The organism is Pseudobacillus wudalianchiensis, from assembly GCF_001685015.1.
In the GTDB taxonomy this organism is placed as follows: domain Bacteria; phylum Bacillota; class Bacilli; order Bacillales; family Domibacillaceae; genus Pseudobacillus; species Pseudobacillus wudalianchiensis.
The window spans coordinates 12,291-25,883 of sequence record NZ_MAYT01000028.1 but is presented as its reverse complement, the minus strand read 5'-3'; the positions used below and the strand labels follow the sequence as shown (position 1 = coordinate 25,883).

Genomic DNA, 13,593 nt, shown 5'->3' with positions numbered 1-13,593 from the left:
TATAAAGAGAATTTTCAATAAATAATATTTTTAGAATTGATTGAATATTTTCAAAACGTGTGTTTTAATATAAATAACAACAAGGACATACACAAACTGGTACGGACGACCTGATGACAGGATGTGACAAAAAGGAACAAGGGGGAGACGGGGGAAGTACTTATAAAAAAGCGTCGTTCTGGTAAATTCGCTGCAGCAGCAGCTGAGTTTAATAGATAAGCTAGTGATCAATAACTGGTTAAAGGGGGCAAACATGATGACTCAATTGGAAGTCAAAGATAATCAAAAGCTGATTGAACAGGATAACAATCACTTATGGCATGCGATGAGCCGACACGTAGAAGGCGGCAAGCCAATGATTGCTGAATCAGGAGAAGGGGCTTGGTTCACGGATCTTGAAGGAAAACGCTATTTAGATGGTGTTTCAGGGCTATGGTGCCTAAATTTAGGCCACGGACGTGAAGAGATCGTTGAGGCAGCTGCAGAGCAAATGAGAAGACTTTCTTATTTCCCGCTTACGCTGAGCCATCAGCCGGCGATTGAGCTATCCGCAAAGATTAGTGAATTGTTAGGGGACTCATATAAAACTTTTTTCTCAAATAGCGGATCGGAAGCAAATGAAACCGCCTTCAAAATTGCGCGGCAATATCATCAGCAAAATGGAAACCCGGGGAAATATAAATTCATTTCCAGATATCGGGCTTACCATGGGTCTACTCTTGGAGCAATGAGCGCTACCGCTCAGGCGAATAGACGAGTAAAGTATGATCCAGGTGCGCCAGGCTTCCTCCATGTTCCGCCTCCTTACAGCTATCGCTGCCCATTTGGAGAGGAAGTAACAAATTGTGACAAAGTAGCTGCTGACCAAATCGATCAAATGATTACATGGGAAGGCGCTGAAACTGTAGCTGCGGTCATCATGGAGCCGTTTATTTCGGGGGGCGGAGTCATTGTTCCTTCAGGTGAATATATGCAAAGAGTAGCTGAGATTTGTAAAAAGCATGATGTGCTTCTCATCGTCGACGAAGTCGTTTCCGGCTTTGGGCGTACAGGCAAAATGTTCGGCTTTATGCATTCAGAAGGTGTACAGCCGGATATCGTAACAATGGCGAAAGGACTCACTAGCGGCTACTTGCCGCTTGGCGCAACGGCGGTGCATTCCCGCATTTATGAAAAATTTAAAGCAACAGGTGCCGATAACCACTTCCGTCATGTTTCTACATATGGGGGACATCCGGCAAGCTGTGCAGTGGCACTGAAAAATATTGAAATCATTGAAAGAGAAAACATTGTTGAAAGAGTAGCCCGTCTTGGGGAAACCATTTTAGGCAAGCTGAATCAACTAGCTGACCATCCTTTTGTTGGTGAAGTTCGCTCTAAGGGATTCTTATACGGGGTGGAGCTAGTAAAAGACAAGTCGACAAAAGAACCGATTGCAGACGATGTAATTGGCGGCATTGTTGCCAAGTGTAAAGAGAAAGGCTTAATTATCGGTCGAAATGGCGACACTGTGCCAGGCTTTAACAATGTGCTGATTGTGGCACCGCCGCTTTCTTCTACAGAAGAGGATTTACATTTCGTCGTTAATACCATTTTTGAAGTTTTTAATGAAACTAAATAATTTTATTTATATACAATAAATAACGAAGAGAAGGGTTGGATTGTAAATGGCAAAAGTAGAAAAAGAATTAGAAGTATTGCAAACAAAAAAGCTTAAAATGACACCGAGTGAGGCAATTGTTGAAACGCTTCTTGCAGAAGGCATCGATCAAATGTATGGAATTTTAGGATCAGCGTTTATGGATATGCTTGATTTGCTGCCGACTGCCGGCATTAAATTCATCCCTGTCCGTCATGAGCAAAGTGCTGGTCATATGGCTGATGCTTTCACTCGAGTAACTGGAAAAGCTGGAGTTATTATCGGCCAAAACGGACCTGGTATTACAAATATGGTTACATCAGTTGCTTCTGCAAACATGGCTCATACACCGATGATTATCATCGCTCCAACTGCTGGAACGAAGACAATTGGATGGGACGGTTTCCAGGAGTGTGACGAAGCTTCTGTATTCGAAAAAATCACAAAAGCAACTGTAAAAGTAACACACCCAAGCCGCGTGGCAGATTGCTTGCGTACAGCTTTCCGTCTTGCTTATGCAGAAAGAGGACCGGTTCTTTATCATATCCCACGTGACTATTTCTACGGAGAAATCGAAGATTACATCCTAGAGCCTTCTCAATACCGTGTTGAGAAAAAAGGTTTTGGTGATTCTAAAGCAATTGATGAAGCTGTTGAATTGTTACTACAAGCTAAGAAACCTGCCATTATCTCAGGCCGTGGGGCAGTAGATGCGAATGCAATAGACACAGTAGTAGAACTTGCTGAGTACTTATCCGCACCAGCGGCTGTTTCATACATGCACAATGATGCATTCCCTTGTGATCATGAGCTTGCAGTTGGACCAATCGGTTACATGGGATCAAAAGCAGCAATGAATTCACTGAAAGATGTTGATGTTCTCTTAGCAATTGGTACAAGATTGTCTGTTTTTGGAACACTGCCGTGCTATGACATTGACTATTTCCCTAAAAATGCTAAAATTATTCAAATCGACATCAACCACCGTAACATTGCAAGAACGCATCCTATTGCAGTGGGCGTTTTAGGCGATGCACAAGATGCAAGCCTTGAAATTTTAAAACGCTTAAAAGAAAAGCGTGAGACAAACGAACGCAACGAACAACGTATTCAAGAAATCGCTGCACTTAAACAAGAGTGGGAGCAAGAGCTTGTAGATCTTGCAATGGTGCCAGGGAACCCAATGAACCCAAGAAGAGCTCTATTAGAAATTTCTCGCGCGATTCCAGAAACGGCAATTGTGACATCTGATATCGGTAACACGTCTTCAACAGCTAATGCTTATTTGAAATTTAAACAACCGCGTAAGCATATCGCAGCATTAACATTCGGAAACACTGGTTTTGCTTATCCTTCAGCCATTGGAGCAAAATTAGCTGCACCTGATTGCCCAGCTCTTGCCATCGTAGGGGACGGCGCATGGGGTATGAGCTTGCATGAAGTAAGTACGGCTGTTGAACAAAAACTTCCTGTTATTGCTTGCGTATTTAATAACGGTGCATGGTGTGCAGAAAAGAAAAACCAAGTAGACTTCTACAACAACCGTTTTGTTGGAGCTGATATTGAAGGACCAAACTTTGCTGAAGTAGCACAGAGCATGGGGGCAGAAGGCGTTCGCGTAGATAACCCGGAAGATCTTCAAAAAGCTCTTGCTGCTGCGTTGAAATCTGATAAACCAACAGTTATTGATATTTTAGTAGACGGCACTCAGTTAGCGCCGCCATTCAGAAAAGACGCACTGCAAATGCCAACTCGTCTTCTTGAAAAGTATGCACATCTCGATCACAAAAACTGGTAATCAATAAAAGGGGCTTTTTTAAAAAAAGCCCCTTTTTTTAAAAAAATGTTTTCTCTCTTCGAAAAAAGGTTATTAAAACTATTACCGTTGCTTGCTTGCTACTCTTCAACAAACCATCTATATGGTAAAATAATGTTTGAATTGGATAGAGTTAGGGTTTTATCTATACTTAGTAAATCGATATGTAAACGCTTACTAATAAGCATTCACGGAAAAATACCGAAAGTTGGTGGATAACTTGGAGCATCAACAAGAAGAACTAAAAGCTGGTCTTAAGCAAAGACATTTAACAATGATATCTTTAAGTGGAGTTATTGGAGCTGGTTTATTCGTAGGAAGCGGTATTATTATTGGTAAAACAGGTCCCGGTGCTATTTTATCTTACACGTTTGCTGGTCTGATCGTTGTTTTCGTCATGAGAATGCTTGGAGAAATGGCGACCGTTAATCCAAACACGGGTTCCTTCGCCGTCTACGCAAGAGAAGGGATTGGAGAGTGGGCAGGTTATACGACAGGCTGGTTATATTGGTTTTTCTGGGTTATTGTTATAGCGTTAGAAGCAGTAGCAGGGGCAGCCATTATCCATGATTGGCTTCCTTCGGTTCCGGTGTGGTTAATCAGTCTGAGCTTAATTGTATTGCTGAAGCTGACCAACATTTTTTCCGTTAAATCATTTGGTGAATTCGAATACTGGTTTTCTATTATTAAAATAGTAAGCATTATTCTATTTTTATGCTTAGGAGCAGCCATTATTTTTGGGCTCGTGCCAAGCATCAAATCACCAGGAATGTCTAATCTTACTGACTTAGGCGGTTTTATACCTAACGGGATAGAGTCAGTCATTGTCGGTATTGCGATTGTATTTCATGCTTTTGTAGGGGTTGAAATTCCGGCTATCGCAGCAGGCGAAACTTCTGATCCCGTGAAGTCAGTAAGAAAGGCACTGAATAGTGTCGTGTGGCGTATTTCAATTTTTTACATCGGCTCTATTGCTATCCTAGTAACGCTGTTGCCATGGAGTTCAGCGGGATTATTAAAAAGCCCATTTGTGTCTGTACTTGAAATGATCGGAATCCCGTCTGCAGCACTTATTATGAATATAGTCGTCCTCACAGCCTTGCTTTCCTGCTTGAATTCAGGACTTTATACAAGCTCTCGTATGCTATATTCTCTTGCTCAGAGAGGAGACGCCCCAAAAGTGTTTTCAAAGATAAGTAAAAATGGCGTTCCTGTTTTTGCGGTAATAGGAAGCACAGTATTTGCTTTTATTAGCACCATTTTTAGTTATACGTCCCCGGATAAAATATTTTTCTTCCTAGTAAACTCTTCGGGTGGGGTTGGTATCCTTGTCTATTTAGTTATTGCGATCTCTCACCTGCGTTTAAGGAAAAGAATTGAAAAAGAAAACCCGGAAGCCCTTAAGGTTAAAATGTGGCTGTTCCCTTATTTAACGTATGCGACGATTGCTGGCATGGTATTTGTATTAATCTTAATGGCATTTGTTGAGTCACAGCGTCCACAATTCATTTTTACGTCGTTGTTTAGCATCATAGTTATTTCTTCTTTCTTTGTAACGCGGCGAAAGAAGATAAGTCAGAAAGAAGAAGAAATGCCTATGATATCGAACATGCCAAATCCGGAAAAAGTAAAAGATCTATAGGACAAGCACATATTCTGTAAAACAAGAAACCCTGAATCGTTTAGATTCAGGGTTTCTTGTTTTATCATAGGGTTGAAAGTTAGGCAAGTACTAATTCTTTATCCTCAACAGCAGCCATGCCATTGACGATTTGCTCTACTTCCCAGCCCTCGAGCGTTTCCTTCTTCAATAAAGCGTCCACTAATTCATGGAATTGTTCTTCACGTTCCGAAATCAGCTGTTCAGAGATGGACAGGGCTTTTTGGAATAAATCCTGCATTTTAGTTTCCCGTTCCATCTTGACAAACGTTAAGGTAAAGCCATCTTGCAGCACACCCATATCCACCATTTGTTCAATGATTTGTTTCGCTTGTTGAACATCACCGCTTACGCCGATGCTGTGTTCACCAAGAAACTTTCGTTCGGCTGTACCGCCTGAAAGAATCATAGCTACTTGATCAAGCAGCTCGCTTGCGGTAGATAAGTGAAGCTCTTTCGGGATCGGCGCTACATAACCGAGTGCCTGTCCTCTTGGAATAATCGTTGCTTTTCTTACGGATCCTGGCTTAGTAGCAGCAGCGACCAAAGCATGGCCTGCTTCATGAATGGCTACGCGGCGTTTTGTTTCTGGATCCTGCAGCGTTCGGGAAGTGCTTCCGAGAATGGTACGATCCAACGCATAATCAAGATCACTCTTTTCAATCATATCTCGGTTATTGCGAATAGCACTGCGGCTGGCTGTTTCGAACAGTGAGCTTAACTCTGCACCTGAAAATCCAGATGTGCTTTCTGCTAAATCACTAAGTGAAGCATGGACATTTTCAGCGAGATTCTTGCCTTTAATATGGATGTCAATAATTTCTCTTCTGCCCTTTGTATCTGGTAACGGTACGAGGAAAGAGAAATCAATACGTCCCGGGCGAAGAAAAGCTTCATCGAGCATATCTTTTCTATTAGTTGCGGCAATGAATAAAATATCATCATTTGAATGTCCGCCATCAAGCTGAACGAGCAATTCTGTTAATGTCTTTTCTGATTCTTCGCCGCCGTGAGCTTTACGACGGCCCGCAAGCGCATCAACCTCATCAATGAAGATAACAGCCGGTTTTTGCTTTCTCGCCTGTTCAAACAAGCTGCGTACACGAGAAGCGCCTACACCGACAAATAATTCAGTAAAAGCCGATCCGCTTGCTGAAAAGAAGGTAGCGTTTAATTCTTTTGCAATCGCTTGAGCAAGCAAGGTTTTACCAGTTCCAGGAGGTCCGTATAACAAAATGCCTCTTGGCGGTTTTACGCCGATTCCAGCTGAGCGTTCAGGGTTCTTTAATATAGACAGCGTTTGCTTAATTTCCTCTTTCATTTCTATGGAAAGACCGCCTACATCATCTAAGGTGATGGAAGGAAGGGGACGGGCTTTAGACAAACTGTTTTTCATCGCTTTTGTCGAGGAATTAGCACCAGAGCGTCCTTTTTTATAGAGAATGGCAGCTCCTGCAATAACGGCAACTAACACACCGCCGATAATCCAATTGTCGTAAGGTCCTTTATTAGAATAAGAGTAACGAATATTATATGTTTCAACCAATCTGTCTACGGATGAGCTTCCTGGAGAAGTATAAGAGACATATTGGTGATCTTTAGTCGTAAGGTAAAGAGCGCCATCTGGTTTTTCCTGCAAGGAAACAGGGGCCCCCTTTTGTTCTTGAATAATTTTTTCCATAGAGGAAAAAGAAACCGTGACTGCTTTATCAACGTCTTTTAATGACCAAGAAATCGCCGCCACGATGATGGCGATTAAGGCGAACAGCGGAAAAAGCTTCTTCATTAAATTGGACTTAGCTTCCACTCAATTCAACTCCCTAAATAAAATATATTTCTATTATAAGTATTTAAACTTATATATAAATGGGTAAAAAGTAATGTATATATTGTCAAATTAAAGAAAAATAGTCAACCAATCAAATGTTCTAATAAATAAACGGGCAAAAAGACTTAAAAATAATATGGCTATTTATAAATGATTGTATAAAGATAGATAGGACTATGTCCACAATTATGCTTAGAAATTGTAAAAAAGAAGAAAAATAATTTTAGTCTATCACTTTAAAACGTTTGAAATAATTGGCCATCGATATGATTAATAAACTGTTTGCGTCGTAAGTTTTTCATTTATCATGGACTCTTTCACCGGCGGCCAATACTCTATGTTGTCTTTATACTTGCGAATGACCAACGAGACGGTTTGGCAATAACGGCTAAAAGATAGGTGGATACAAAAGGTGTGAGGATAGAATTTTTATTTATATCCAAAATAAAGACAATTCGTTTACGAATAGAACTGTTTTTAAAGTTAGGTGAAAAATGCATGAAGAAGATTTTTCAGATTTATAGAACGGACTGGCAAAGGATTTTTAGTGTGCCGACAGGAATTTTGCTCACTGTCGCCATCATGATCTTGCCTTCTGTCTATGCCTGGGTGAATATAAAAGCGATGTGGGATCCCTACAAAGATACATCCCAGCTAAAAGTAGCGGTAACGAATCTTGATAAAGGCGGGGAGGTCAGAGGGAGAAAATTAGCTATTGGAGAAGAGCTAGTCGATCACTTAAAGGAAAATAAAAAGTTAGGCTGGACATTTGTCTCTCGAGAAGAAGCTGAGCGGGGAGTTAAACACGGAGAATATTATGCAAGTTTGCTCATACCGCCAGATTTCTCAAGTAAAATTGCTAGTGTGCTGTCTAAAAAGCCTAACCGAGCAGAGATTATTTATATCGTCAACGAGAAGCTTAATGCTGTAGCCCCGAAAATTACTGAAAAAGGCGCAGCTGGCGTAGTCGGACAAATTAGCGAGAATTTTACGCGTGCAGTTAACGAAGCTGTTTTAACGGAGTTTAACAAGGTGGGGATTGAGCTCGAACGAGAACTGCCCACCATCCGAAATATAGAAAGCAAGATTTTTGCCTTGGAAAAGAGGCTGCCCGAATTAAGGGAAATGGGGAACCAAGTGCTAGTTCTTGATGAGAAAATGCCGGAAATAAGAGAGAAAAGCGAAAAGATTGTGGCACTGGAGAGGCAGCTTCCGAAAGTTAGCCAATTGGGAAACAGTATAATAAAGGTGGAAGAGCGCCTCCCTAAGCTGCGGGAAGCAGGAAATGAAGTGCTGCTTATTCAAAAGAAGCTGCCTGTGATCCAACTAGCCGCCAAAAAAGTTGTCGAGATGGATGCAAATTTTTATAAAGTAGAACAAGCGCTGAATAAAGGAATAGAGGATGCCCAAAAAGCAAACGAAATCATTAAGGCTGCCCAGCAAGAGCTTCCTAAGACAGCAAAAATGGCTGAAGGGGGAAGCGCTTTTGCCAGTCAGCTCAATGAATTTTTACAGAGGAACGATGGAGCTTTTAATGCGGTTGCCCCAGTCATTAAGCAGAATGTATCTCTTTTGCAGCAAACAGCAGATTCTACAGCTCAGCTGATCGAAGCGATCCAAATGAAAGATTACGACCCGCAAAAAATAATTCAAACAGCAGAGATTTTAAAAACACGCCTGCAAACAGGCTCTGCTGTAATGGAAAGGACAACAAGCCTTCTTACTAGGCTCAACCGATATACTGAGGGAAGCCGATTAAGTAAGGTTATTGGCCGGCTAAACGAGATCAATCAAAACTTTCAGCAGCAAACAGACGTGCTGGACAAAGTTGAAACAGCTATTAAAAATGGGCAGGAGCCGACAAAAGAACAGGTTGAGTGGCTGCGCACGCTGGCCGTATCAGCTAGCGGTGCGCTAGGGAACATTTTAGAAGCTTACGATACTGAAATCGTACCAGGAGTCAATCAATCGTTGGCTAAGCTGAAGCAAACCGCTACTGCCTCGTCGGAAGCGTTGGAATTCGCCAAAGCAAAGCTGCCGGATATTCAGCTGATCCTCCGTGACGCCCAATCAGGCGTACAATTTGGTCTAGAGGAATTAGAAAGAATGAAAAGCGAGCTGCCGCGTATCCAGAAGGAGGTTCACCAGGCAGCCTCTGCCATAGGGGGCAAAATGGATAAATTTACAGCAGCAGTAAACGAAGCGGCTCTTTTCGTGAAGAATGATTTGGCGTCCGTCGAAGAAAAAGTGCATAAAGCTGCTGATTTTGTGCGGAACGATTTGCCGACAGCGGAACAAGAAATACGAAAAGTATCCCGCATCATTCAAACCAAGCTTCCCCAAATGGAAAAAGCAGTCGACCAGGCGGCTGATCTTATCCGGACAGACTTGCCTGAAATAGAAAACTCCATCCATGACGCTGCTAATAAAATAAGAAAATTTGAGAGTGAAAGGGATTTAGGAGACATTATTCAGCTGTTGAAAAATGATGTGAAGAAAGAAAGCGACTTTTTAACGAAACCGATCCAATTAAAAGAAGAAAGGATGTTTCCCATCCCAAATTACGGATCAGCGATGTCGCCTTTTTATACGACGCTGTCTCTTTGGGTAGGAGCGATGCTGCTTATTTCCTTATTCCGAACAGGTATAGAAGATGTAGAAAATACGTATCGAAGTTATCACGTTTATTTCGGAAGGCTGCTGACCTTTTTAACGATCGGCATTTTTCAAGGTTTTATCGTCAGTCTAGGAGATATCTTCCTTCTCCACGCCTATGTAGTGGAAAAATTCTGGTTTGTCCTATTTGCCATTTTAACGAGTATCGTATTTGTAACGATAACGTATACACTTGTTTCTGTTTTTGGGAACATCGGAAAAGGATTGGCCATTATTATCCTCGTTCTGCAATTTTCTAGTTCAGGAGGGACATTTCCTGTTAGCCTGACACCGATGTTTTTTCAAAAGGTTAATCCGTTTGTGCCATTTACCTACGCAGTCAGCCTGCTTCGGGAAGCGGTGGGAGGCATAGTGCCAGACATCGTCCAGAGAGATTTACTGGCTCTTCTATTTTTCTTTGTGATCATGATCCTCTTTGCTCTTGCATTCAAAAAGCCATTGAGCGGGATCACGAGTAAGTTAGCTAAAAATGCTGAGAAGACAAAAATTCTCTCTTGATGATGAAATAGAGTGCCTCAAAAGCCGTACTAAATGGTTTTTAGGGCACTTTTTTCTCATTCATTATATAATGAAGAAAGGAAAGAGATGAGGAGGGAGAGACATTAACGAAGTACAATCAAGGGCAGCTATTCGCTTTGAACAGGCTGGGAAGTTTTATATGGATGGCAAAGAAAAACGCAGAGTCCTGCAAGATATTACAGCAGAAGTGCCAGCCGGGTCCGTCGTTACAATTGTGGGGCCTTCGGGATCAGGGAAAAGCTCGCTTTTATCTTTATGTAATCTTTTATCAACCCCTGATGAAGGTGAAATTTGGGTACAGGATAAGGAAGTGCGGACGTGGGATATAAAGAAGCTTCGCCGCCATGTTGGTCTTGCTTTTCAAACCGCTCCCATGCTTCCCGGTACAGTGCTTGATAATTTACTTAGTGCCGCCCGTCTGCATCATTTTTCTTTTGAAGAACCAGAGCGTTTAATTCAATATGTTGGACTGCCGGAGAATATATTAAAGCGTGATGCCAGAGAACTTTCTGGAGGCCAAAAGCAAAGAGTAGCCTTAGCAAGAACTCTCGTCAATGAGCCGGCGGTTCTGTTGCTGGACGAAATAACGTCAGCCTTGGATCCGATAGCTGCAAGAGAAATTGAGGAGTTAATTATTAGAATACATAAAGAGAAGCAAAATACGATTTTATGGGTGACACATGATTTAGAGCAGGCGAGAAGAGTGGGAGATTTCACTTGGCTCATTGTGGAAGGGCAAATTATTGAACAAGCCGATACTTCTTTATTTTTTTCCTGTCCAGAGAAAGAGCAGACCCGCTTGTTTTTACAGAGAGAGCATGTAGAGGAGATAGAGCCATGAGTTTATTTACTTTATCTTTATCCCTTGTCTTTGTTGGCCTTGCGATCTTGCTGTCGAATGGATTTAAACTTGGGCTAGAAAAGGATATTGTTATTGCAACGGTTCGTTCTTCCATTCAGTTGCTGATTATTGGTTACGTGCTGACCTTTATATTTTCTGCGGACAATCCATTTTTTATGGTGCTCATGATTCTATTAATGATCCTGGCTGCCGCCCAAAATATCGTAAAAAAGAAGCATCAAATTCCAGGTCTAATGTGGCGGGTGATCGTGACATTATTGACCATTGAAGCAGTCACCATGCTGTTTTTAATGGGCTTAAACATTATTCCTCCTGCTCCAAGATATGTGATTACATTCAGCGGAATGATCATCGGCAGCTCTATGGTGATTGCCAATTTATTTTTGAACCGATTACGAGCAGAAGTGAGGAATCGGAAGGAAGAAATTGCTGTCATTCTTTCACTAGGAGGAACAGCCGGACAAGCGATGGCAGCTATTCTAAAAGATGTCATTCGCGCCAGCATGATTCCTACCATTGAAAGTACAAAAACAATGGGACTTGTCCAGCTGCCCGGAATGATGACAGGGCAAATCATCGGCGGAGCAGATCCTGCCGAAGCCGTGCGGTTTCAGCTCGTTATCGTTTTTTCATTGCTAGCAGCAGCAGCTTTAACGAGCATTATTTTAAGCAGACTTGTTTATCCGGCATTATTTAATGAATACGAGCAGCTGATCTTTAAGGAATAAGCAGTTAAGAACAAATATAATTATGTGTAAAATTCAAATATAAACCCATAAATTACCTCCATAAAAAACCGTAAGATCGGAAAAGATAGTGCATGTATCACTATTGAAAAGGAGGATCATGTCATGAACAACAGACCAAAACCGGATGACAGATCAAACAATGTAGAAAGATTACAGGAAATGGTGCAAAATACAATCGGGAATATGGAAAGAGCAGAAGAAACAATGATGAATGCTGGTCCGGACCAACGGGAAGCAATCGAACAGAAGAATGAAAATAGAAGAGAGAGCATCGCTGGCATGCGCGAAGAAATCAAGGATGAAGCAAGAGCGCGTGAAAACGGGCAAATAGAAGGATAACAAAAAGGACGCGTTAGCGTCCTTTTTGTTATCTAAAACTTTACATAGTGTTTTTATCATTATCTTGCATTGGTGTTTAGAAAACTAAAAAGTCTTCTCAGTTTTTCTTAATGTTTCTTTCATTTGAACAGCTGTCAACACTCCTGCCATTAAAGGAAGAAGTGCCACTAAGCCAACGGCCCAATGTACGTTTAGAACATCAGCAATAATGCCGCTGATTAGTGCACCAAAAGCATAGCCGCTGTCACGCCAGAAACGGTAAATTCCAGTAGACGAAGCTCTCCAGCTGGGAGGAACAATATCACTAATAGAGGCAATGAGTGTAGGGTATACCATCGCCGTTCCCATTCCTAACAGGATAGCTCCCGTAATCCATAACGGATAGGTGTGAACGAATAGAATCCACCAGAGAGAAAGCCCTTGAAGCCACATGCCGCTGGTAATGAAGTATTTTCGTCCAACTCGATCGCTTAAAAACCCTGTAAAAAGCTGGAAAAAACCCCACGCCGCAGGATAAACAGCTGTAATAACAGCGATTTGCCCCACGGTTAATCCTTTCGAAGCGAAAAAGAGGGGGAATAGTCCCCAGGCCATGCCATCTTTTAAATTAGTGGATAATCCTGCAAAACTAATGCTGGCGAGATTTGGATCTTTCCAGGATGTTTGCCAAAATGCCATTTTTAAATTATTTGTAGTCGGTTCAGCTTGCTTTTGTATTTGAAGTTGCAGCTGTTGCTCCGTATCTTTCACCATAAGTGAAAGGAGGAATCCGATTATGACAATGACAATACCGATATAAAATGGCTCAGGCCGCAAGGAATAAGCAGAGGCTGCATATCCCGAAACAAGGGCAAATAAAGAGACTCCAATATAACCAGCAAATTCATTTAATCCAACGGCTAATCCGCGTTGTGTAGGTTTTGCCAAGTCGACTTTCATGTTTACGGTCATAGACCATGTAAATCCCTGATTGATTCCTAAAAGGATGTTAGCAAAGACAATCATCCACCAAGACTGTGCAAAAATGACGAGTAACGGAACGAATAATCCGGCCCCCCAGCCTAGCAACAGGACTTGCTTCCGTCCGATTCGATCGGCCAGATTTCCAGCAAAAAAATTAATAACCGCTTTGGAAAAGCCAAAGCTAATGATAAATGATAAAGCCGCACTGGCTGAAGCAATGCCAAATTGTTCTTCCCCTATAAGAGGCAGAATCGTTCTTTCAAGCCCAACCATAGAACCTATAAATAAATTAATGACAACTAATAAAGAAAATGGCAAAAAGTTTTCTTTTATTCCTACTTTACTATTCCCCAATTGGTTCACCTCCTAGAAGACGACTAATTTTTTATCATTCATTTCTTTTGAATCCTATTTTTCTTATCATGAAGAGTCGTAAGTACATATAACGAATTTATTAATGGTTTTCCTAACGATTATAGGCTGGCTTATTAGGTCTACTTTTTATTTTATAATACCACATAGGGTATGCAAAATAAAAGAAG

General features: G+C 41.5%; 9 protein-coding genes. 7 read left to right on the top strand and 2 right to left on the bottom strand.

All coding sequences use genetic code 11. The features are described 5' to 3' along the window. Window positions 1-253 precede the first annotated feature (253 nt). From A8F95_RS15545 to A8F95_RS15535, 3 genes are all read left to right on the top strand, one after another. Window positions 254-1,621, top strand: a complete 1,368-nt coding sequence (locus A8F95_RS15545; protein ID WP_218060678.1) for an aspartate aminotransferase family protein — start codon at window positions 254-256, stop codon at window positions 1,619-1,621. 46 nt (window positions 1,622-1,667) lie between these two features. Then, window positions 1,668-3,437 (top strand): sulfoacetaldehyde acetyltransferase, encoded by a 1,770-nt coding sequence (xsc, locus tag A8F95_RS15540; RefSeq protein ID WP_065411380.1) that lies wholly within the window; start codon window positions 1,668-1,670, stop codon window positions 3,435-3,437. A gap of 238 nt (window positions 3,438-3,675) precedes the next feature. After that, window positions 3,676-5,097 carry an amino acid permease gene (locus A8F95_RS15535; RefSeq protein ID WP_425415009.1) on the top strand — a complete coding sequence of 474 codons (1,422 nt, stop codon included), beginning with the start codon at window positions 3,676-3,678 and terminating at the stop codon, window positions 5,095-5,097. Between the two features lie 79 nt (window positions 5,098-5,176). Here A8F95_RS15535 and A8F95_RS15530 read toward each other — a convergent pair whose 3' ends face one another. Beyond that, on the bottom strand, window positions 5,177-6,922 hold the full coding sequence (locus A8F95_RS15530; RefSeq protein ID WP_065411379.1) for an AAA family ATPase: 1,746 nt from the start codon (window positions 6,920-6,922) through the stop codon (window positions 5,177-5,179). Between the two features lie 519 nt (window positions 6,923-7,441). On the opposite strand from A8F95_RS15530, the gene A8F95_RS15525 reads away from it, so the two are divergent. The 4 genes from A8F95_RS15525 (at window position 7,442) to tlp (ending at window position 12,088) form a co-directional block, all read left to right on the top strand. After that, window positions 7,442-10,117 carry a YhgE/Pip domain-containing protein gene (locus tag A8F95_RS15525; protein WP_065411378.1) on the top strand — a complete coding sequence of 892 codons (2,676 nt, stop codon included), beginning with the start codon at window positions 7,442-7,444 and terminating at the stop codon, window positions 10,115-10,117. Window positions 10,118-10,277: 160 nt separating this feature from the next. Then, on the top strand, window positions 10,278-10,979 hold the full coding sequence (locus A8F95_RS15520; protein ID WP_065411377.1) for an ATP-binding cassette domain-containing protein: 702 nt from the start codon (window positions 10,278-10,280) through the stop codon (window positions 10,977-10,979). Continuing rightward, complete coding sequence (locus tag A8F95_RS15515; RefSeq protein ID WP_065411376.1) at window positions 10,976-11,728, top strand: ABC transporter permease; 753 nt, start codon at window positions 10,976-10,978, stop codon at window positions 11,726-11,728. The genes A8F95_RS15520 and A8F95_RS15515 overlap by 4 nt, the downstream gene beginning before the upstream one ends. Window positions 11,729-11,851: 123 nt before the next feature. Next, window positions 11,852-12,088 carry a small acid-soluble spore protein Tlp gene (tlp, locus tag A8F95_RS15510; RefSeq protein WP_065411375.1) on the top strand — a complete coding sequence of 79 codons (237 nt, stop codon included), beginning with the start codon at window positions 11,852-11,854 and terminating at the stop codon, window positions 12,086-12,088. Between the two features lie 84 nt (window positions 12,089-12,172). On the opposite strand, the gene A8F95_RS15505 is transcribed toward tlp, so the two are convergent. Then, window positions 12,173-13,405, bottom strand: coding sequence for an MFS transporter (locus tag A8F95_RS15505; RefSeq protein WP_065411374.1), 1,233 nt, complete (start codon window positions 13,403-13,405; stop codon window positions 12,173-12,175). Between the last annotated feature and the right edge of the window lie 188 nt (window positions 13,406-13,593).

What these genes read in the sequence shown, in the direction of transcription:
- A8F95_RS15545 (WP_218060678.1), top strand. Translation starts at nt 254, where the DNA reads ATGATGACTCAATTGGAAGTCAAAGATAATCAAAAGCTGATTGAACAG.
- xsc (WP_065411380.1), top strand. Translation starts at nt 1,668, where the DNA reads ATGGCAAAAGTAGAAAAAGAATTAGAAGTATTGCAAACAAAAAAGCTT.
- A8F95_RS15525 (WP_065411378.1), top strand. Translation starts at nt 7,442, where the DNA reads ATGAAGAAGATTTTTCAGATTTATAGAACGGACTGGCAAAGGATTTTT.
- A8F95_RS15520 (WP_065411377.1), top strand. Translation starts at nt 10,278, where the DNA reads ATGGATGGCAAAGAAAAACGCAGAGTCCTGCAAGATATTACAGCAGAA.
- A8F95_RS15515 (WP_065411376.1), top strand. Translation starts at nt 10,976, where the DNA reads ATGAGTTTATTTACTTTATCTTTATCCCTTGTCTTTGTTGGCCTTGCG.
- tlp (WP_065411375.1), top strand. Translation starts at nt 11,852, where the DNA reads ATGAACAACAGACCAAAACCGGATGACAGATCAAACAATGTAGAAAGA.